Raw genomic sequence first — 18710 nt, 5'->3', positions numbered from 1 at the left:
GATGACCGCTGAAGCCCTTGCCGACATTCAAGAGACGCTCAAGCGGTCGCGCGACACCCTCGGCTGCGCGCTGAAATCCCTGAAGCACAACCACAGCGCCCGGGCCGGAGATCTGACGATCCTGCGCAAGACCGCCTCGGGCGCCATACGATCCGATATCGCCACCCCGGCGCAGGAGCGCGGGATGATCGTCGGCATGTCGCTGCTGCCCGGGCATCGCCGCCGCATCCGCGAGGGCGCCCGCCGCCACGACCGGATCTTCGACCGCCATTCGATCTACATCCGCGACTTCGACGTCGACTATGCGGCAAGAACCGAGGGCGCCTTCGACTTCCTGCTGATCGAGCTGCCCCTGGAAACGAGGCTGCGGCTGCGCCCAACCAACGCGGCCAGTGATCCGCTGCTCGGCCGGATGGCCGAGGGACTGCTGGGCTGGCTGGCCGACCCCGACCGCTTCGATCCGATGGCAGCGGAGGAACTGGGCGCGCGGCTGAGCCTGCACCTTGCCGCAGCCCATGCGATGGTCCGCCGCCCGCGGCCACGCACCCGGCTCTCGCCGGCGCAGGTCAGGCGGGCGAAAGAGATGATGATGTCGGTCGAGTTCGGGCATCTGCACCTCGACGAGGTCGCCCGAGCACTCGACATGTCGCGCAACAGCTTCTTTCGCGCCTTCAGGGAAACCGCCGGCACCTCGCCCTATCAGTGGCTTCTGGCCGAGCGGCTGGAACAGGGCCGGCTTCTCCTGCGCCTGACCGACCTGCCGTTGGTGGACATCGCTCTGTCCTGCGGCTTCGCGGACCAGAGCCATTTCACCCGCATGTTCAAACGCGCCCAGGGGATCAGCCCCGGGCGCTGGCGCAAGTCCGCCTGATCCTGCAGGCAGACCTTAGAGGCCCTCGGGCAAGGGCGTGAACTCCGACGTGTCGCCCGGGGGCAGGTGAAAGCGGCCATGGGTGAAGTCGCCCTGTTTCCAGGCCTCCTTTGCCGCGTCGATCCGCTCCTGCGAGGAGGCGACAAAGTTCCAGCTGATATAGCGCGGCTCGTTCATCGTGGCCCCGCCCAGCACCATCAACCGCGCGCCCTGCGCCCCGGCGGTAACACTGATCTGGTCACCAGGGCGGAAGACCATCATGCGGCCCTCGGGGAAGCTCTGACCCGCCACGGTGATCTCTCCTTGCGTGACGTAGATGCCCCGGTCCTCCTGGTCGTCCGGTAGCGGCAGTTTCGCGCCCGGCGCCAGCACGACATCGGCATAGAAGGTTTCAGTGAAGGTTTTGACCGGCGAGCGCTGCCCCCAGGCCTCGCCCAGGATCAGCCGGACCTGCTTGCCGCCTTCGTCGAGGACGGGCAGCGCCTCGCGCCCATGATGCTCGAAGGAGGCGCCCTGGTCCTCGGCCTCCTCGGGCAGCGCGACCCAGGTCTGGATGCCGAAGAGCGACCCGGGCCTTGCCCGCATCTCCTCGCTCGTGCGCTCCGAATGCGTGACCCCTTCGCCCGCGATCATCCAGTTCACCTCGCCCGGGTAGACCATCTGGTCGGCGCCGGTGCTGTCACGGTGATGAAACTCGCCCTTGTAGAGATAGGTGACGGTGGCCAGCCCGATATGGGGATGCGGGCGCACGTCGATGCCGCCGCCGGTCAGGAACTCTGCCGGCCCCATCTGATCGAAGAAGATGAAGGGCCCGACCATCTGTCGCTTGGGCGCCGGCAGCGCCCGGCGCACCTCGAAGCCGCCAAGATCGCGGGTGCGGGGAATGATCAGCGTCTCGATCGCATCGAGGCTTTCGGGCAACGCATCGGGGCAGTCAGGGGCCTGGCTCGGGTTCCAGCTCATGGGGTCAGCCTTTCTTCGGTGTGATGAGATGATGGATTTCGGGGGCCGTTGCGAGAAGAGCGCGGATTTTCTCCTGCATGGCGGCCTCGGCATGGCTGACATGGGCATGATGGCGCATGTGCGACAGCCATGACGCCTCGTGCCAGCTTTCGATCAGCCGCCCCAGTGCGGCGGCATCCTCGCGCAAGACCCAACCATAGCCGCCATGGGCGCGCCGGCTGCGCCGCTGATCGGGCATCAGGGCCAGGAATTCGGCGCGATGTGCCGGCGGCACGTCGTAGGCGATCCAGATCGTTGCGGGGCCGTCGCCGTCCTCCGGCAGCGCGATACCGGTCTCGGGCCAGGGGTTGGCCGGGCTCTGATCGCCGGTCAGCGCCGCCAGCCGGGCCCGGGCCGTCAGCGGAATCGCCGCGACCAGACCAACGGCCGCCACCAGTTGCGCCATCGCGATCGACCCCTGCGTGGCCACGCTCCCCCAACCCAGGCTGCCAAGCGCCATGGCGCCGGAAAACACCGTGAGAAAGATCGCAAGGCCGCGGGCCCGGACCCAATCGGGTAGAACCGCCTGGGCCGCGACATTGAGGCTGGAGAGCACCGCAATCCATGCGGCGCCTGCCAGAAACCCGGCAAGAAGGCCGGTCGCGATGGTCGGGACGAGCGCCGACAGCCCGAGGGACACCGCCATGCCGACGGTGCCGAGCCGTACGGTGTGGTCGGGGCCCAGCCGGTTTCGGACGCGGGGCAGCCCGAGCGCGCCGCTCACCGCGCCGACCCCGACCGAGGCCAGAAGCGCCCCATAGAGACCCGCGCCGCCGCCCAGCACCTCACGGGCAAAGAGCGGCAGCATCGACCAGAAGGCGGAGGCGAAGAGGAAAAACCCGGCCGCCCTGAGCAGCACCAGCCGCAGCCCCGGGGTGAAGACGGCATAGCGCAGACCTGCCACCATCGCGCCGATCACATGCTCAGGCGGCAGGTTGCGCGCAGGCTCGGCCGGCGGCTTCCACCAGATCAGTGCGGCGATGACCACCAGCGTCGAGACCGCGTTCAATGCAAAGGGCCAGACCAGCCCGAACCCCGCGATCAGCATGCCGGCGACGGCGGGGCCGATGGCGCGGCTGATGTTGATCCCCATCGAGTTGAGCGCCACGGCAGCCGTCAGATCCTCGCGCGGGACGAGTTTCGGCACGATGGCCTGCCAGGCCGGCGCGATGAAAGCCGCGCCCGAGCCCAGCAGAAAGGTGAAGATCAGCAGCAGCACCGGGGTCATCGCCTCGGCCTGCACGACGAGGGCCAGAACCATCGCCACCGCCGAGAGCGCCAGGTTGACGACCAGCAGCAATCTGCGCCGATCGACGATATCGGCCACTGCCCCCGCCAGCACGGCAAAGAGGAACACGGGCAGCGTGGTCGCCGCCTGAACGGCGGCGACGATCTGCGGCGACGGCGCGAGGTCTGTCATCAGCCAGCCCGCGCCCACGTCGTTCATCCAGGTGCCGATGTTCGACACCACCGTCGCCCCCCAGAGCACCAGATAAGCCCTCTGTCGAAACGGGCTCCAGGCGCCGCCGGCTTGGGTCGTCGTGGCAGTCATCATCGCCTCCTTCAGGCAGGCATGTCGAAGATCAGGGCAGCAGCATCGCTCTGCCAGTGCAGGCCCGGCGGTGTCGTGGAAATTTGCAACCCGTCCCCGGCGGTGACGCGTTCACCGTCGATCAGTGCGAAACCGTCGAGGATTTGCACAAAGACAGCGCGACCTGGCGTGACCTCGATTGGCGTCTCCTCCCCCTCCTTCGGCAGCAGGTAGGTGACGGTGCTGTTCGAGCCAAGCGTAAGCGGCCCCTCGGGCCCCGCCAGCAGGCCGGGTGCAAGCGGGGTGGACTGGTAGCCCGGTGCGCCGCCGCGCCGGTCCGGGATCAGCCAGATCTGCAGCACATGCGCGACCTCCTCCTCCGAGGCGTTGACCTCGGAATGGGTGATGCCGCTGCCCGCGCGCATCAGCTGCACTTCGCCGGGGCTGAGCTCGACACGGTTTCCCAGGCTGTCCTCGTGCCGGATCCGGCCCGACAGGACCAGCGTCAGGATATCCATGTCCGCATGATCATGGGGTGCAAAGCCGGCACCGGGGATGATCCAGTCTTCGTTCAGCACCCGAAGCCGGGCGAACCCCATGCGCGTCGGGTCAAGGAAGGTGCCGAAGGAAAACGTGTGCCGCGCTTCGGCCCAGCCCTTGCGGGTCAGCCCGCGGGTCATGTTCTCATGGATCATGTTCATGGCTCTGTCCTCCGTTCTGATCAGGGTGCAAAGGCGGCCTGCAGCGCCGCGATTTCCTCGGGGCGCAGCTCATGGCCGCCGCCATGCAGGGTGCTCGACACATCGGCCCTTTGGTCGCGGTAGTAGGCTGTCAGCGCCTCGGTGCCGGCAAGCGGCGCGATCGGGTCGCGCGCGCCGCCGGTGATCAGCACCCGCCGCCCCGCCAGACCCGGCTGCGCCGGTGGGGTGAAGGGGATCAGCGGGTGCAGCAGGGCCACGCGCTCGAACAGATCAGGCGCGCGGAAAGTCATCGCGGCGAGAATGTTGGCGCCGTTCGAATAGCCGAAGGCGCGCGCCGGAACGCCCGGGCTCAGCTGGTCGCGGACAAATGCGATCATCTCGTCGGTACGCGCCGCGAGGTCCTCCATGTCATAGATCCCCTCCGCCTTGCGGCGGAAGAAGCGGTTGGCACCGAACTCGCTGACAGTGCCGCGGGGCGAGACGACACCCGCCCCGGGCCAGAGTTCTGCCACCAGCCCGGCGAACTGGTGCTCATCGCCGCCCGTGCCGTGGAAGGCGAAGATCAGCGGGCGGCCCTTGGTGACGATCGCGTGCATCTCAGGCCCCGATCGGTTCGAGATGCGCCTCAATCGCCGCGCGCAGATGTTCGTGCTGACGCGGCAGCTTCAGCGCCTCGCCCAGATGCTCGGGCGCCTCGTCGCGGTCGAAACCGGGCTCGGCCGTGGCGACCTCGAACAGCACCCCGCCGGGCGTGCGGAAATAGACCGCCCAGAAATAGTCGCGGTCGATCGGCGGCGTGATCTGATAGCCGGTGTCGGCGATCGCCTTGCGCACCAGATCCTGCGCGGCCCGATCGGGGACCGAGAAGGCGATGTGGTGGACCGAGCCGCTGCCCTGTCGCGCCAGAGGCGTGCCCGGCAGAACCTCGAGGTCGATCACATCGGCCCCATTGCCGTTCGGCACCCGGTAGCGGGTGACGGTGCCTTCGGTCGCCTCGACCTCATAGCCCATGAAGCGCAGCAGCTCGCCGGTGGCGCCGCCATCGCGCAGCTTCAGCGAAGCGCCCTTGAAGCCGCGCACCGCCTCGTCACTGCCGACCGCACCGGTCCAGCCCTGCCGCGCATCCGCGCTTTCGACGAGCGAGAAGCGGTCGCCGTCGGGACCGGCAAAGCGCAGGTGCGTCTCGCCGAAGCGGGTGACATGGTCGTCCGTGCCGAGACGGTCGGCCCAGAACCCGAGGCTGCCCTCGGGCACGGCGAAGATCGTCTCGCCAACCTCGCCCGTACCGGCGCGGCCGGGCATCATATGGGCGAAGGGAAAATAGGTCATGACGCTGCCCGGCGTGCCGGCGGCATCGCCATAGTAGAGGTGATAGGTGTCGGGCGCGTCGAAGTTGACCGTCTTCTTGACCCGGCGCAGGCCGAGCGTGTTGGTGAAGAAATCATTGTTCACGCGGGCGTCCGAGGCCAGCGAGGTCACGTGGTGAAGGCCGTTGATCGGAAGGGACATGATCGCTCTCCTGTTGCTGTGACGTAAAGATGGCCCCCGAGACCCTTTCAGTGAATGCGCATAATTTGACATTCACTATTTCATTCAGAATATGTAATCATGCCACTATTCTGCCGATCCCTGGCGGCAAGTCTTGAATGATCGGGAGAGGAGCGGGCGACATGGGCGAAATCGAGGAACTGCGTGTTTTCCTGGCCGTGGCCGAGGAGCAGAGCTTCGTCGGGGCGGCGCGCGCCCTCGGCCTGCCGCCGCCATCGGTCACCCGTTCGATCGCCGCGCTGGAGGATCGGCTGGGGCTGCAGCTCTTCATCCGCACGACGCGCAAGGTGTCGCTGACACCGGCGGGTGCCGACTATGCGGCGGAGGTCGAGCCGCTGCTGCGATCCCTCGGCCACGCCACCGAAACGCTGCGCGAGCGGCATGGGGATACCGCGGGCATGATCCGGCTGAACGCGCCGATCGCCTTCGGATCGGAAGCGCTTCCTGGGATCGTCGCGCAGTTCCGCATCCTGCATCCGCAGGTGAACTTCTCGATCGTTCTCAGCGACAGCTTCGTGGCCAGTGTCGACGACAGCTTCGACATGGCGATCCGGATCAGCCAGGCCCCGCGCGAGGTGCTGAGCATCTGGCGCAAGATCTGCAAGATCGACCGGGTGCTGGTCGCCTCGCCCGCCTATGTCGCGGCCAATGGGCTGCCGGGCCACGCCCGGGACCTGGAGCACCACATCTGCATCGCCCATGACCCGCAGGGCCGGAGCGAAACCTGGGAGCTTGAGGCCGGGGGCGAAAAGCACAGACACCGCGCGGGCGGCGTTCTGGCCGTCAACAACGCAGCTCTGATGGCAGGGCTGGCGCGCTCCGGCCAGGGGATCGTGCTGCTGCCGCGCTTCATGGTCGAGGCGGATCTCGCGAACGGCACACTCCTCCACCTGCTGCCCGACTGGACACCGCCGCAACTCTGGCTGACGCTCTACTATCCGCCGCTCGAACGGCTGCCGGCAAGGCTGAGCCTGTTTTCGGAACATGTCGTGAACTGCCTCACCGGGGCGGCGGCCTTCGCCTCCTCGCGCTGACCACGCCGCATCTCACCCGGCCAGCGGAAACGAGGAGGCGCGCCGGACGCGGCGCCTCCTCCTCTGAGGACGGGTGTCAGTCCCAGTCCGGCGCCAACCCGTCGGGCGAGATCCGCCTCGTTCTCACAGGCCTGCACGGTGTCTGTGATCTTCGCCGGCGCGGTCCTCACCTTGGCGTCCTGGGCCATCTTCGGTCTCTGGCTCGGGCTTCCGGGGCTGATCGTCGGGGTCGTGGTGCTGGATTTTTCGGTACAGGCAGCGTTGATCTCGAGCCAGCACGCCGTCTTCGCCCTGGGCACCGACATCCGCGCCCGCGTCACCACCCTGTTCATGGGCACGATGTTTTTGGGCGGTGCCATCGGATCGGGCCTCGCGAACCTCGCCTACAGCTACGGCGGCTGGCCCTCGGTGAGTATGACCGGTGCCGCTCTCGCGACGCTGGCGGTGCTTCTTCAACTGCGCTTTCGCAAACTCCGCTGAAAGCTCTGTCCGCGCCGCGGGATCGAAGACGCATCTCCTGCCCCGCTAGGCGAGGGCGGCTTCGATCCCGCCCGCGCAAAACTCCACAAGGATCGCCCGATAGGCCAATGGGCTGTCGCTGGTGGGCTGCCCCGACAGGCCTTCGATCCGCGCGCGGGAGGCGACGATTGACAGCATCGACGAGACGGTCAGGGTCAGAACGGTCGCCAGCGCCTCGGCACCTGCCTTGGGCCGCAGTTTCTTGATTTCCGCGATATAGGCGCGTGCTACCGGATCATAGAGGTCACGGACCTTGTCGTAATACTGATCGTCCGAGACGATCCGCGCGATCAACTGGGCATAGGCGCGCCATTGCGGATCGCCGCGCGAGGCGATCTCCAGATAGGGGGTCAGATAGGCGTCCACGAGGTCGCGAATGGTGACCTCTCCCCGCGCCTTGAGCGCGGCCAGCGCCTCGGTCCGGAGCGCATTCAACGTCTCGGTGCGCCGCGCCAGAACCGTGGCGAACAACTCCTCCTTCGAGCCGCCATGAAAGCCGATTACCCCAAGGGTGACATCGGCCTCTCTGGCGATCTGACGAATCGTGGCCGCGGCAAATCCGGTCGCGGCAAAACAACGCTCCGCAGCATCCAGCACCCGGTCCCGCGTCGCATCCCCACGCGCGAGCCTGCCGTCGGTGGAACGGGAAGGGATAGATTTATCAATCAGTTGCGACAAGCGCTCGACCTCCGGAGGGCAATCTTCTCGCACTGTGGCGGTGTAGGATTGACTTTTTATACGTACGTTCAGATAGTTTGTTTTGAGGAGAGAATGCCGGAGCTAGCCCTTCGGCGCAACTGGGAGGACATCCGATGAAGTTCAACAAGACGTTGGCCAGCGCCACGCTGGCCGCGGCGATGCTCTGCACGCCCTCGCTCCGGGCCGAGGAACTGGAGGTGACCGCCGTCGCGGGCCACCCGCAGGTATTTCTCTGGGTCAAGACCCTGTCGGAGACCTATATTCCCGCAGTGAACGCGGCCCTTGAGGGCAGCGATTTTTCCATCGACTGGACCGAAGCCTATGGCGGCACGCTCGCCAAGGTCGGCGGCGAAATGGAGGCCATGGAGGACGGGCTCGCGCAGGTTGGCATCGTGTCGACCCTGTTTGAACCCTCGCTCCTCAGCCTGCAGAATGTCACCTATGTGACCCCCTTCGGCTCGCCCGACGTCGATCTCGTGCTCTCCACTGTCGATCAGATGCACGAGGAGATTCCCGCGATGCGCAAGCTCTGGGAGGATCTGGACCTCGAATACCTCGGCGGCGGCTTCGGGCTGGAGGATTATCTCCTGATGACCACCTTCCCGGTAAGCCGTGTCGAAGATCTGCAAGGCCGCAAGATCAACGCGCCGGGGCCGGCAGTGAACTGGCTGAAGGACACCGGCGCAGTCGGGGTCGCGGGGAATCTGACCACCTATTACAATGACATCCAGACCGGCGTGGCCGAGGGTGTGATCGTCTTTCCGACCGCCGCCGCGGCAGCCAAGCTGCAAGAAGTTGCGCCCTATGTGACCCGTGTCCATTTCGGCGCCCAGTTTGCAGGCGGCATCGTCGCCAAGAAAAGCTGGTTCGACGATCTCGATCCGGTGGTGCAAACGGCCCTGCGGGACGCAGCCGGCGTCTTTGCCGTCGACTACCGCAAGAGCCTCGACAACCGCGTTGCCGGCGCGTTCAAGGCGATGGAGGACGGTGGCGCCACGATCACCGAACTGCCCGAGGCCGAACGTGTGAAATGGGCCGCTGCCCTGCCCAATATCGCGATGGACTGGGCGGTCGATCTCGATGCCAAAGGCCTGCCGGGAACCGAGGTGCTGACCACCTATATCACCCATCTGAAGGACGCGGGCGTCAGCCTGCCGCGAGACTGGTCGGCGAAATGACACTGGAGACGACCGCCACTGGAGCGCGCGGGCGCCTCGAGCGGATCACCGACGGGGTGATGGGGGCGGCCAATGTCGTGGCCACCCTCTGGATCCTCGGGCTGATGGTGCTGATCGTCGCCGACATCCTCGGCCGCGAGGCGATGGGCCATCCGATCGCGGGCGTGCCGGAAATGGTGAAATACTCCATCGTCGGCATCGTCTTCCTGCAAGTGGCCCATACCCATCGCAAGGGTGAAATGATCCGCTCGGACGGGATCCTGTCCTGGCTCCGGCGTCGCTGGCCCCGGGCGGGGATGACCCTCGACCTGCTGGCACAGCTCTGCGGCGCGGGCTTTGCCCTGACCCTGGCCTGGGCGGTCTGGCCCAAGGCGATGCGCGCCTATGCGCGCGGCGAGATGGAAGGGGTGCAGGGGCATTTCACGCTGCCTGTCTGGCCCTTCCTCTTGCTGATCGTGCTCGGCTCCGTGCTGCTGGCGGCCTCGTTCCTGCTGACCGCCCTCGACACCCTCAACGCAAAGAAGGACGGATGACCATGGATCCCATCCTTGTCGGATACCTGTCGCTCGGCGCGATCACCTTTGCCATCTACGCGGGTCTGCACGTTGCCATCGCTCTGGCCGGCGTCTCGCTCTTCGGGGTCTGGGCAATCACGGGCAAGCTGAAGCTCGCGATGAACTTCGTGGCACTCGCCGCCACAGACAGCATTGCCGAATATACCTTCGGGGTGGTGCCCCTCTTCGTGCTGATGGGCCTCGCCGTCTCCGAAAGCGGCATGGGCCGGGACACATTCGCGGTGATCTCGCGCGGGCTCAAGCGCTGGCGCGGCGGCCTCGGAGTGGCGACCGTGCTGTCAAACGCCGTCTTCGCGGCAATCACCGGCATCTCCATCGCCTCGGCGGCGGTCTTCTCCAAAGTCGCGGTGCCAGAGATGATCCGCGCCGGAACCGACCGCAGCATCGCGGTGGGCGTGGTCGCCGGCTCCTCGGTGCTGGGGATGCTGATCCCGCCGTCACTGCTGTTGATCCTCTTCGCGATCCTCACGGATTCCTCGATCGGCGATCTGTTCGTCGGCGGCGTCGGGCCGGGTCTCCTGCTCACGCTGGCCTATATCCTCTATCTGAGCGGCCTCGGCGCCCTGCGCCCGCAGCTCTTCGAGCGCGTCTCGGCGCCCGAGGAAACCGAGGTGAACGAGCAAACCGCGACCTGGCGCATCCTGCCCGTTCTGGGCCTGGCCGCGCTGGTCTTGTCGGGCATCTACCTTGGCTATTTCACGCCGACCGAGGCTGGCGCTGTCGGCGCCGCCGCCGCCCTCATGATCGGCACCCTGATGCGCCGCATCGGCGCGCGCGCCGCCTGGCGAATTGCGGTACAGACCGGCCATGTGACGGCGGCGGTCTGTTTCCTGATCATCGGCGCCTCGATCTACAGCCGGATGCTGGCCTTCTCCGGCCTGCCGGCCTCCATCACCGAGGCGGCCATCGCCTCCGGTATTGGGCCGACCGGATTTCTCCTGCTTTTCGCGGGACTTCTGGTGCTGCTCGGCACCGTGCTCGACAGCTCCTCGATCATGCTGGTGACGGTGCCGCTTGCCTATCCGGTCATCCAGCAGATGGGTATCGACATCGTCCACTTCGGCCTGATTACCGTGCTCGCGGTCGAAGTCGGCCTCTTGACCCCGCCCCTCGGCCTTTCGGTCTTTGTCGTGCACAGCACGCTCAAGGACACCGGGATCACCTTGGGCGAAGTCTTTCGCGGCGCCGCGCCCTTTGCCCTCCTGATGGCCCTGACGCTGCTGGCTCTGATCTTAGTTCCGCAAATTTCAACCGGCCTTCTCGGCCGTTAACAAAGGAGTTTGACATGCGTCTCATCGACCTGTCCCGACCGCTGGAAAACACCGATTACGCCGACCCTCCGGGGCTTGGTCCAAAGATCACCTATTTCGCGCATCAGGACACCGCCGAGCAGATCCTCGCCTTCTTTCCCGGTGTCTCGCGCGACGACCTGCCCGGAGGCGAGGGTTGGGCGGTGGAGCAGATCACGCTCTCGACCCACAACGGCACCCATCTGGATGCGCCTTACCATTATCATTCCACCATGGATGGCGGGCAGCGGGCGATCACGATCGACGAGGTGCCGCTCGAATGGTGCCTCGGACGTGGCGTGAAGCTCGACTTCCGCGCTCTGCCCGATGGGCATGTGGTCACCCCGGAGGAGGTCGCCGCCGAGTTCGACCGCATCGGCCACGACCTGCAACCGGGCGACATCGTGCTGGTGAATACCGCCGCCGGGGCGCGCTATGGGACGCCAGAATATGTCCCCAGCGGCTGCGGCATCGGGCGGGCCGCCACAAACTGGATGACCGAGCGCGGAATGCGGGTCTGCGGCACCGATGCCTGGAGCTGGGACGCTCCCTTCGTCCACACGGCAAAGAAAGTCGCTGAGACCGGCGATGCCTCGCTGATCTGGGAAGGCCACCGGGCCGGGATGGACCGGGCCTATTGCCACATCGAGAAGCTTGCCAACCTCGAGACGCTGCCCGCAACCGGCTTCGAGGTGCAATGCTTCCCGGTCAAGATCAAGGGCGCCTCTGCCGGCTGGTGTCGCCCTGTCGCCATCATTCGATAACTGAAGGAACCTTCCATGAAACTCGCGACTTTCGACGGTGGCAACGGCCCGCGTCTCGGTGCCCTTGCCGAGGATGCCACAACCCTTGTCTGCCTCTCCTCCACGGGTCTGCCCGAACTTCAATCGATGCAAACTCTGATCGAGGCTGGGGACGCGGGGCTCGACGCCGCCCGCAGTGCCCTGTCAGCAGCGGCCGTGCAGGTGCCACTCTCGGACGTGCGGCTGCTTGCTCCCCTGCCCTGCCCGCCGCAGATCCGCGATGCCTCCACTGCGCCACGTCACATCATGCATGCACCGATCGGTTTCCGTCGCATGGCCGCGGTCCTTGCGGGCGAAGCCGATCCCGGCCCCGCCGAGGGCAGCGTGCCAGACATCTACAAGGCGCAGCCGATCTTTTACATCACCAACCGTTTCAGCGTCGCCGGGCACGAAGACCGGATCGTCTGGCCCGCCTATTCCGATTACATGGATTACGAACTGGAGGTTGCCGTGGTCATTGGCAAGCGCGGTCGCGACATTGCCCGCGATGAGGCTATGGATCACATCTTCGGCTTCACCATCTTCAACGACTTCTCCGCCCGCGATGCGCAGCTGCGCGAGATGCAGGGCCTGCTTGGCCCGGCCAAGGGCAAGAGCTTCGATGCCGGCAATGTCTTTGGTCCCTGGATCGTCACCCGCGATGAGATAGCCGATTATCGCGCGCTGCAGTGCGAGGCCCGGATCAATGGACGGGTGGTGACCGACAGTCGCCTCGGCGAGATGCTGCATGGATTTGAAGAGATGATCGCCTTCATCTCCAATGCCGAAACGCTGCACCCGGGTGAAATCATCGGCGGCGGCACGGTGAATGATGGTTGCGGGCTGGAACGCTTCGAGTTCTTGGCCGACGGCGATGTGGTGGAGCTGACGGTCGAAGGCATCGGCACCCTGCGCAACACCGTGGTGCGGCGGAACTGAGCCTCGCTTTCAAGTGACCGATTGGAATACGGGTCTCGTTCGTTCGGCGAATGAGACCCGCGACTTGAGGTCGAGGCAGGTCGCCAGCAAGGCTCGGCCCGGCGCCAGATCACAGGCGACAGCCCCCTTGGACACCCGACTGATGCGGGTGCATTCATTTACCGACGATCAGAGACCGCCCCACCTTGTCGACGGACAATGAAACGCGCGAGATGCACGGACGAGCGGATCATCGGCATCCCTCCAGGCGAAGCTCTCACCGCTATAGCCATGGGCCCACCCCGCATCGACGATCTCATGCCCTGGTAATTCTCCGCGCGGCGAGGAAAAGCTGAACAGCCGTCACTCAAGGCTTACAGTTCACGGCCCACCAGGCCGAGGGCTGAGCCCGCTTTCCGCGCATGTCCTGGCCCCGAGGCACGTGAGCCACACACCCGCGGCGGAACAATTTGCCCATCGCGCCGCCGCCGCCCCCCCCGCGAGAGCAATAGCGCAGCGGATCCCAGTCGCGCGCCCATCTGCGCCGCCAGGTGAACGGACGCCCGCAGACCGCGCGGATCTTGACGGGCAAGTCCGATCTGCGCCGCGCCTGCACCACTCGACCTGCTGGCTGTTCCAATCCCAGAAGCTGCCGGTATCGGCCGGCGTCAGGCGGTCGATAACCGAAAGCAGCGCTTGGGTTGACTGCTGCGGCGAAATCGTCGGGTGCCGGCCGGCATAAGGCGCGCTCAGCCCGGTCTCGACCGTGCCGGAATGCAGCGCCACGACGATCGCCTCAGGGCGCTTGCGCGCAATCTCGATCGCGGCAACGGCAAGGGCCGCCTTCGGCTGATCGTCCAGCGCCTGATAGGTCCGCGTGTTGGCGACACAGGAGGTCGCCGTGGTCGGCTGGTGAACGCCGGGCAGGATCAGGAACTTGGCCACGTCCTGCAGGCCTTCCTCATAATTGGCCTTGATGTCGCCGCGATCCACGATGTCGATCAGCCCCTTGTCGAGCGCCGAATAGACCCCGAAATCGGCCATCACCGCCGAGGCGAACCCCTCGAACCGCCCCTTGAGTCCGTTCATGTCCGCGATCTTGGTCACACGTTTGACAAGACTTTGGTGGGGCATCCCGTCCCGCCCATGGCCCCAGCCTCGGCCTTGAGGTGCGACAGGCCAGGCGGCCAGGCCTTGGTACTCGTCCGCGAGCGCCTGCCCGAACGATAGCCGCCAACAGGCGCGCCCCCTGCCGAATGACAAGCGGTTCAAATCGCCGGGCAACATGGGCTATGACCCAATCAGGGACGGAAAGCTTCAAGGTGTATGAATGAAGGTGGAGAGCATGGCGGCGGCGCGGGACTGCGAATGGGATGTGGATGGCCTGCGCCTCAAGGGTCTGGCCTGGGGGCCGGAAGACGGGCTGCCGGTGCTGGCGCTGCACGGCTGGATGGACCATGCCGCCAGCTTTCAGGAATTGGGCCCCAGGCTGACCGGCTGCCGGGTTGTCGCGCTCGACCTCAGCGGTCAGGGGCTGAGCGCCCACCGGGCGGCCCACGCGACCTATAATATCTGGGACGACTTGCCGCAGATCGCCGGACTGCTGGATCAGCTCGGATGGCAGGACTGCGTGCTGGTCGCTCATTCCCGTGGCGCCAATATCGCCGCCCTCTTTGCCGCCGCCCAGCCCGAAAGGGTGCGGGCGCTGGTGTCGCTCGACTCGCTGGTGCCGAAACCGACCGAAGACGATTTCGTCAGCACCCTGCGCGCCTTCATCGACCAGACCCGCAAGCAACAGGCCCGCCCGGCCAGGACATTCGCGACCAGGGAAGACTACATTCGTCGCCGCTGCGAACAGGGCAATTCGCGGCAGACCTCCGAGGCGCTGGCGGACCGCGCGCTGGAGACGGCAGAGGACGGGGTTCGCATGCGCGGCGACCCAAGGCTGTTCGCAAGCTCTGCGGTCAAGCTGACCCGAGCGGATGTGGAGGCCGTGCTGCGGTCGATCCAATGCCCGGTTCTGAACATCTGGGCCAAGGATGGGGTGCTGCGGACCCGGCCCGAAACCGCAGCTCTGGCCCGGCTCGGCGCAGAGCTGGTCCAGAGGTACGAAACCCTGGAGCTTGCCGGCGACCACCACTTCCACCTCGACGCCCCTGTCGCGCAGCAGATGGCCCAGGCCATTCTGGACTTCCTCGACCGGCATTCAGGACGATGATCGCGTCACCTCCAAGCGGCTGTTGGCTTCAGCCCCTGACGCATTTCCACGGCGCGCCAGGGGCGGTGTTCTCACCTTTTGGCGGCCCGTGAAGGGGCGGGTTTTACGATTGGTCCCGGCACTATATTCGACGCAGGATCATCACATCGCGCGAGATTGGGGACAGCCCGTCCATCCAAGACAGAAAGTGACCGCAATGTCAGAACCGGACAGAGGCAGCACGTTAAGCCCTGGTCGGATGAGGGAAGCGCGCTGCCGATCTGGCCGGGCGCTTGGGGCCTTGGCTCTTCAGCAAGGTGCGGGCCGATCCTCAGCCGGACCCATGGGTGCGCCCTGCAGGTCGGCGCGGCGGCCCCGGAACTGCCTGTGGGTGCTGCCGCAATTCGCCCTGCCTGCCTGAGCGCAGGCGGGCCAGCGAGCTATCAGACGCCCGGTCCGCGCCCCAGCGCCCCGGCAACCTGATTCCCGGCAACGCCTTGCCAAGGCGCGCGCTTTCAGCAATCTTCCGCGCGATTGCTCAAATTTATGCCGAATATGTCTCCGGGAGGCTTAACCATGATCATTTCACGCCGCGCGGCCCTTTTGGGCGCTGCCGCCATTTCGCTTTGCAAGCCTGCTCTGGCCCAGGGTGCCAACTGGCCGAGCCAGCCCCAACATGTGTTCGTGGGCTTCCCCGCGGGCTCTTCGCCCGACCTTCTGGCGCGGATCGTGACCGAGCCGCTGGCCGACAAGCTGGGCCAACCCATCGTGATCGAGAACAAGCCCGGCGCCGGCGGCGTGATCGGCATTCAGCAGATGCTCAATGCGCAGGATCAAAAGAACACCTTCGCCACCACGATCAACGGCCCGCTGACGACCGCGCCGCGCCTGACGCCGAACCTCGGCTATGACGTCGCCAAGGATATCGCGCCGGTCGCACTGATCGCGACATCGCCGCTGGTGCTTGTCGTCGCCGCCGATTTCCCCGCCGACGATCTCGCGGGCTTCGTGACCGCCGCCGGCAAGGAGCCCGAGGCGCTCGCCTATGGGTCGGTCGGCAAGGGCTCGGGCGCGCACCTGACGGCGGAGCTGTTCTCCGACCGCGCCGGCGTCGAGATGCTGCACGTCCCCTTCACCTCCTATGCCGAGGTCACGACAGCGATCATCGGCCACGAGATCGATTGCGGCTTCATGGCGCCTTCGGCTGCGATGCAATATGTCGAGGTCGGCAAGCTTAAGATCCTCGGCATCACCTCGGAGAAACCCTTCGCGCAGGCCCCCGGCGTGCCGGTCATGGCGGGTCAGGCGGGGCTGCCCGATGACTTCCGGGCCGAACTGTGGAACGCCTTTATCGCCCCCGCCGGTACCGATCCGGCGATCATCGACACGCTCAACACTGACATCAACGCGATCCTTGCGGACGAGACGGTGCAAAACCGGCTGCTGGGCATGGGCTGGCAGGCGGCGGGCGGCTCGCCCGAGGCTCTGAAGCAGCGCATCACTGAGGACACCGAGGTCTGGGGTACCGTGCTCGACCGGATCGACGCGAAAAATTAACCGATGAAGCGCGACATTCCTGATCTGGCGGGTGGCGTCCTTCTGGCCGCCATCGGCCTCTTCGTCACCCTCTACGCGGTGGATCATTACGAGACCGGCTCGCTGCGCCGGATGGGGCCCGGGTTCTTTCCGGCGCTCCTTGGCGGCGTTCTGGCGGCTCTGGGGGTGATGATCGCGCTGCCCGCGCTCGCGCGACGAAGCGAGGTGATCCGAATCGCGTGGAAGGAGTGCCTCGCGGTGCTGGCCGCGATCCTCGTCTTCGCCGCCGGGTTGGACCGCGTCGGACTGGTGCTGGTGACATTGGCCAGCGTGCTGATCGCAACGCTCGCGGCCCCCGACCGACGGATCGGCTGGCGGATCGTACTTGCAGTGGTCGTCACCGCCCTGTCGGTCACGGTGTTCTCCTTCGGATTGAAAATGACCGTCCCGCTCTGGCCGGGACGATGAGAGGCGTTCGACTATGAGCGGTTGGGACGGGTTCCTGCACGGGTTGAGCCTCGCGGCACAACCTGACGTGCTGATCTATTGCATGTTCGGCGTGCTGCTGGGCACCTTTGTCGGGGTGCTGCCCGGCATCGGTGCGATGGCGACAATCTCGCTGCTGTTGCCGATCACCTATTATCTGTCGCCCGAGGCGGCACTGGTGATGCTGGCCGGTGTCTATTACGGCTCGCAATATGGTGGCGCGGTGGCCTCGATCCTGCTGCGCCTGCCCGGCACGCCGCAATCGGCCGTGACCACGCTCGACGGCTACCCCCTGGCGCAACAGGGTCGCGCGGGTGTGGCGCTGTTCACGTCGATGATCTCGAGCTTTTCCGGTTCGATGATCGGGATCTTCGTGCTGATCGTGCTGTCGGGCGCGCTGGCGCGGGCGGCGATCGCCTTCGGCGCCGCCGAATATGCCGCGATGATGATCCTCGGCCTCGTCGCGGCCTCGACGATAGGCGCGCAATACCCGGCCAAGGGGCTGGCAATGGTGGTGCTGGGGCTGATCCTCGGCTGTGTCGGCACCGATGTGAATTCCGGGGTGCAACGGTTCACCTTCGGCCAGACCGAGCTGATGGACGGCGTCAACCTCGTGGCACTGGCGATGGGCCTGTTCGGCGTGGCCGAGGTGATCGCCAACATCCATGTCGCCGAGCGCACCGGCGTGCCGCCCCGCGTCGCGCTGCGCGAGCTTCTGCCCAGCCGGAGCGAGCTACGCCGGATCCCCTTCCCCGCTCTGCGCGGCGCCAGCCTTGGCAGCTTCTTCGGTGCGCTACCCGGCACCGGCTCGACCATTTCGTCCTTCCTCGCCTATGCCGCAGAGCGTCGGATCTCGCGTCATCCCGAGCGGTTCGGCACCGGCGCGATCGAGGGGATCGCGGGGCCCGAGGCGGCCAACAATGCCGCTGCGATCAGCGCCTTCGTGCCGACGCTCGCGCTTGGCATTCCGGGCGATCCGATCATGGCGCTGATGCTGGGCGCGCTGGTCATTCATGGCGTACAGCCCGGCCCGCTGATGCTGGAGGCACGCCCCGACATGTTCTGGGGGCTGATCGCGAGTTTCGGGATCGGCAACTTGCTGCTTCTGATCCTGAACCTGCCGCTGATCGGTATCTGGGTGTCGATGCTGCGCATCCCGTTCCGCTGGCTCTATCCAGCAATCCTGATCTTCGTCTGCCTTGGCGTCTATTCGGTGCGCGGGTCGAGCTTCGACATGTTTGCCGTCGCCCTGATCGGCGTCATCGGCTACGCACTCTCGCTCGCACGGTTCAATCCCGCACTGTTGCTGCTGGGCTTTGTTCTGGGCCCACTTATCGAGACCAATCTGCGCCGCGCCCTGCTGATCGCCCGCGGCGATCCGATGATCTTCCTGCAGCGCCCGCTCGCCGCGGCTTTCATGGTCGCGGCCGGGGGATTGATCATGATGTCGCTGGTGCAGGTGATCCGGCGTCGATCACGCAGTGCGGTTGAGACTTTGCCCTGACATTCGTTCCAAGCATGTGCAGACGCGCCACTGTGCGCTACCGGCGCATCGCTGTCACCATTGCCGCAGATGCACGGTTCTGCTTCTGAGCATCCCTGCCATTCGTGCCTTACGCAGCGAAGGACAGGGATGCGCCCTGAGGCGAAGCGCCGCGCCGACGTTGGCGACATCCTCCCCAACGAGCCCTCCATCCTGCGCCTCATCGGCACCGCGCCGTTCGAGCAGAATGACGAATGGCAGGCAGCCAGCCGCTACATAATGATCAAGGTCTTCTCGCCAATCGACAAAGAGGAGATCGACCCAATTTTCCGCATCACAACAAAAGTCGCCTGATCATGCC

General features: G+C 66.0%; 21 protein-coding genes. 14 read left to right on the top strand and 7 right to left on the bottom strand.

Going from position 1 to position 18710, the window contains the following annotated elements; translation table 11 throughout:
• The first annotated feature begins 1 nt into the window (after position 1).
• Entirely contained in the window at positions 2 to 871 is an 870-nt protein-coding gene (locus ACN0V4_RS17640; RefSeq protein WP_417678527.1) for a helix-turn-helix transcriptional regulator, read from the top strand.
• 15 nt (positions 872 to 886) lie between these two features.
• Here ACN0V4_RS17640 and ACN0V4_RS17635 read toward each other — a convergent pair whose 3' ends face one another.
• Genes ACN0V4_RS17635 through ACN0V4_RS17615 form a run of 5 tightly spaced genes read right to left on the bottom strand, consistent with a single transcriptional unit; the run spans position 887 to position 5614 of the window.
• Complete coding sequence (locus tag ACN0V4_RS17635; protein ID WP_417678525.1) at positions 887 to 1834, bottom strand: pirin family protein; 948 nt, start codon at positions 1832 to 1834, stop codon at positions 887 to 889.
• 4 nt (positions 1835 to 1838) lie between these two features.
• A complete protein-coding gene (locus tag ACN0V4_RS17630; RefSeq protein WP_417678523.1) occupies positions 1839 to 3425 on the bottom strand; it encodes an MFS transporter in 1587 nt (528 codons plus the stop codon).
• 11 nt (positions 3426 to 3436) lie between these two features.
• Entirely contained in the window at positions 3437 to 4105 is a 669-nt protein-coding gene (locus ACN0V4_RS17625) for a pirin family protein (RefSeq protein WP_417678521.1), read from the bottom strand.
• 20 nt (positions 4106 to 4125) lie between these two features.
• Complete coding sequence (locus ACN0V4_RS17620) at positions 4126 to 4701, bottom strand: alpha/beta hydrolase (protein ID WP_417678519.1); 576 nt, start codon at positions 4699 to 4701, stop codon at positions 4126 to 4128.
• Position 4702: 1 nt separating this feature from the next.
• Entirely contained in the window at positions 4703 to 5614 is a 912-nt protein-coding gene (locus ACN0V4_RS17615) for a VOC family protein (protein ID WP_417678517.1), read from the bottom strand.
• A gap of 161 nt (positions 5615 to 5775) precedes the next feature.
• Between ACN0V4_RS17615 and ACN0V4_RS17610 the strand changes: the two genes are divergently transcribed.
• A complete protein-coding gene (locus tag ACN0V4_RS17610; protein ID WP_417678515.1) occupies positions 5776 to 6687 on the top strand; it encodes a LysR family transcriptional regulator in 912 nt (303 codons plus the stop codon).
• Positions 6688 to 6825: 138 nt separating this feature from the next.
• Positions 6826 to 7167 (top strand): hypothetical protein, encoded by a 342-nt coding sequence (locus tag ACN0V4_RS17605; RefSeq protein WP_417678513.1) that lies wholly within the window; start codon positions 6826 to 6828, stop codon positions 7165 to 7167.
• A 45-nt stretch (positions 7168 to 7212) separates the two neighbouring features.
• Here ACN0V4_RS17605 and ACN0V4_RS17600 read toward each other — a convergent pair whose 3' ends face one another.
• Positions 7213 to 7884, bottom strand: coding sequence for a TetR/AcrR family transcriptional regulator (locus ACN0V4_RS17600; protein WP_417678511.1), 672 nt, complete (start codon positions 7882 to 7884; stop codon positions 7213 to 7215).
• Positions 7885 to 8018: 134 nt separating this feature from the next.
• Here ACN0V4_RS17600 and ACN0V4_RS17595 point away from each other — a divergent pair, with 134 nt between their 5' ends.
• The 5 genes from ACN0V4_RS17595 to ACN0V4_RS17575 are packed head-to-tail and all read left to right on the top strand — an operon-like array spanning position 8019 to position 12668.
• The gene (locus ACN0V4_RS17595; protein WP_417678509.1) at positions 8019 to 9083 is read left to right on the top strand and encodes a C4-dicarboxylate TRAP transporter substrate-binding protein; all 1065 of its coding nucleotides are present in this window, start codon (positions 8019 to 8021) and stop codon (positions 9081 to 9083) included.
• Entirely contained in the window at positions 9080 to 9616 is a 537-nt protein-coding gene (locus ACN0V4_RS17590) for a TRAP transporter small permease subunit (protein ID WP_417678507.1), read from the top strand. The genes ACN0V4_RS17595 and ACN0V4_RS17590 overlap by 4 nt, the downstream gene beginning before the upstream one ends.
• Complete coding sequence (locus ACN0V4_RS17585; protein WP_417678505.1) at positions 9613 to 10929, top strand: TRAP transporter large permease; 1317 nt, start codon at positions 9613 to 9615, stop codon at positions 10927 to 10929. The genes ACN0V4_RS17590 and ACN0V4_RS17585 overlap by 4 nt, the downstream gene beginning before the upstream one ends.
• 14 nt (positions 10930 to 10943) lie before the next feature.
• Entirely contained in the window at positions 10944 to 11711 is a 768-nt protein-coding gene (locus ACN0V4_RS17580) for a cyclase family protein (protein WP_417678503.1), read from the top strand.
• Positions 11712 to 11726: 15 nt separating this feature from the next.
• Entirely contained in the window at positions 11727 to 12668 is a 942-nt protein-coding gene (locus ACN0V4_RS17575; RefSeq protein ID WP_417678501.1) for a fumarylacetoacetate hydrolase family protein, read from the top strand.
• 346 nt (positions 12669 to 13014) lie between these two features.
• On the opposite strand, the gene ACN0V4_RS17570 is transcribed toward ACN0V4_RS17575, so the two are convergent.
• Positions 13015 to 13263, bottom strand: a complete 249-nt coding sequence (locus ACN0V4_RS17570; RefSeq protein ID WP_417678683.1) for a DUF2256 domain-containing protein — start codon at positions 13261 to 13263, stop codon at positions 13015 to 13017.
• Between the two features lie 158 nt (positions 13264 to 13421).
• Here ACN0V4_RS17570 and ACN0V4_RS17565 point away from each other — a divergent pair, with 158 nt between their 5' ends.
• From ACN0V4_RS17565 to ACN0V4_RS17540, 6 genes are all read left to right on the top strand, one after another.
• Positions 13422 to 13877, top strand: a complete 456-nt coding sequence (locus tag ACN0V4_RS17565) for a hypothetical protein (RefSeq protein WP_417678499.1) — start codon at positions 13422 to 13424, stop codon at positions 13875 to 13877.
• Between the two features lie 100 nt (positions 13878 to 13977).
• Positions 13978 to 14865 (top strand): alpha/beta fold hydrolase, encoded by an 888-nt coding sequence (locus ACN0V4_RS17560; RefSeq protein ID WP_417678497.1) that lies wholly within the window; start codon positions 13978 to 13980, stop codon positions 14863 to 14865.
• Positions 14866 to 15420: 555 nt separating this feature from the next.
• Complete coding sequence (locus ACN0V4_RS17555; RefSeq protein ID WP_417678495.1) at positions 15421 to 16401, top strand: Bug family tripartite tricarboxylate transporter substrate binding protein; 981 nt, start codon at positions 15421 to 15423, stop codon at positions 16399 to 16401.
• Between the two features lie 3 nt (positions 16402 to 16404).
• Positions 16405 to 16848 carry a tripartite tricarboxylate transporter TctB family protein gene (locus ACN0V4_RS17550; protein WP_417678493.1) on the top strand — a complete coding sequence of 148 codons (444 nt, stop codon included), beginning with the start codon at positions 16405 to 16407 and terminating at the stop codon, positions 16846 to 16848.
• 13 nt (positions 16849 to 16861) lie between these two features.
• Entirely contained in the window at positions 16862 to 18370 is a 1509-nt protein-coding gene (locus ACN0V4_RS17545; protein ID WP_417678491.1) for a tripartite tricarboxylate transporter permease, read from the top strand.
• A 129-nt stretch (positions 18371 to 18499) separates the two neighbouring features.
• On the top strand, positions 18500 to 18703 hold the full coding sequence (locus tag ACN0V4_RS17540) for a hypothetical protein (RefSeq protein ID WP_417678489.1): 204 nt from the start codon (positions 18500 to 18502) through the stop codon (positions 18701 to 18703).
• The last annotated feature ends 7 nt before the right edge of the window (positions 18704 to 18710 follow it).

Source organism: Pseudodonghicola sp. (genome assembly GCF_048268305.1).
GTDB lineage: Bacteria > Pseudomonadota > Alphaproteobacteria > Rhodobacterales > Rhodobacteraceae > Pseudodonghicola.
The sequence above is the reverse complement of the archived record's forward strand: the minus strand, read 5'-3'. Positions and strand labels throughout refer to the sequence as shown.

Coding starts and splice junctions, on each gene's coding strand:
- ACN0V4_RS17610 (WP_417678515.1), top strand. CDS start 5,776: ATGGGCGAAATCGAGGAACTGCGTGTTTTCCTGGCCGTGGCCGAGGAG.
- ACN0V4_RS17540 (WP_417678489.1), top strand. CDS start 18,500: ATGCGCCCTGAGGCGAAGCGCCGCGCCGACGTTGGCGACATCCTCCCC.
- ACN0V4_RS17550 (WP_417678493.1), top strand. CDS start 16,405: ATGAAGCGCGACATTCCTGATCTGGCGGGTGGCGTCCTTCTGGCCGCC.
- ACN0V4_RS17620 (WP_417678519.1), bottom strand. CDS start 4,701: ATGCACGCGATCGTCACCAAGGGCCGCCCGCTGATCTTCGCCTTCCAC.
- ACN0V4_RS17635 (WP_417678525.1), bottom strand. CDS start 1,834: ATGAGCTGGAACCCGAGCCAGGCCCCTGACTGCCCCGATGCGTTGCCC.
- ACN0V4_RS17615 (WP_417678517.1), bottom strand. CDS start 5,614: ATGTCCCTTCCGATCAACGGCCTTCACCACGTGACCTCGCTGGCCTCG.
- ACN0V4_RS17625 (WP_417678521.1), bottom strand. CDS start 4,105: ATGAACATGATCCATGAGAACATGACCCGCGGGCTGACCCGCAAGGGC.
- ACN0V4_RS17640 (WP_417678527.1), top strand. CDS start 2: ATGACCGCTGAAGCCCTTGCCGACATTCAAGAGACGCTCAAGCGGTCG.
- ACN0V4_RS17595 (WP_417678509.1), top strand. CDS start 8,019: ATGAAGTTCAACAAGACGTTGGCCAGCGCCACGCTGGCCGCGGCGATG.
- ACN0V4_RS17545 (WP_417678491.1), top strand. CDS start 16,862: ATGAGCGGTTGGGACGGGTTCCTGCACGGGTTGAGCCTCGCGGCACAA.
- ACN0V4_RS17555 (WP_417678495.1), top strand. CDS start 15,421: ATGATCATTTCACGCCGCGCGGCCCTTTTGGGCGCTGCCGCCATTTCG.
- ACN0V4_RS17580 (WP_417678503.1), top strand. CDS start 10,944: ATGCGTCTCATCGACCTGTCCCGACCGCTGGAAAACACCGATTACGCC.
- ACN0V4_RS17590 (WP_417678507.1), top strand. CDS start 9,080: ATGACACTGGAGACGACCGCCACTGGAGCGCGCGGGCGCCTCGAGCGG.
- ACN0V4_RS17630 (WP_417678523.1), bottom strand. CDS start 3,425: ATGACTGCCACGACGACCCAAGCCGGCGGCGCCTGGAGCCCGTTTCGA.
- ACN0V4_RS17560 (WP_417678497.1), top strand. CDS start 13,978: ATGAAGGTGGAGAGCATGGCGGCGGCGCGGGACTGCGAATGGGATGTG.
- ACN0V4_RS17565 (WP_417678499.1), top strand. CDS start 13,422: ATGCAGCGCCACGACGATCGCCTCAGGGCGCTTGCGCGCAATCTCGAT.
- ACN0V4_RS17575 (WP_417678501.1), top strand. CDS start 11,727: ATGAAACTCGCGACTTTCGACGGTGGCAACGGCCCGCGTCTCGGTGCC.
- ACN0V4_RS17585 (WP_417678505.1), top strand. CDS start 9,613: ATGACCATGGATCCCATCCTTGTCGGATACCTGTCGCTCGGCGCGATC.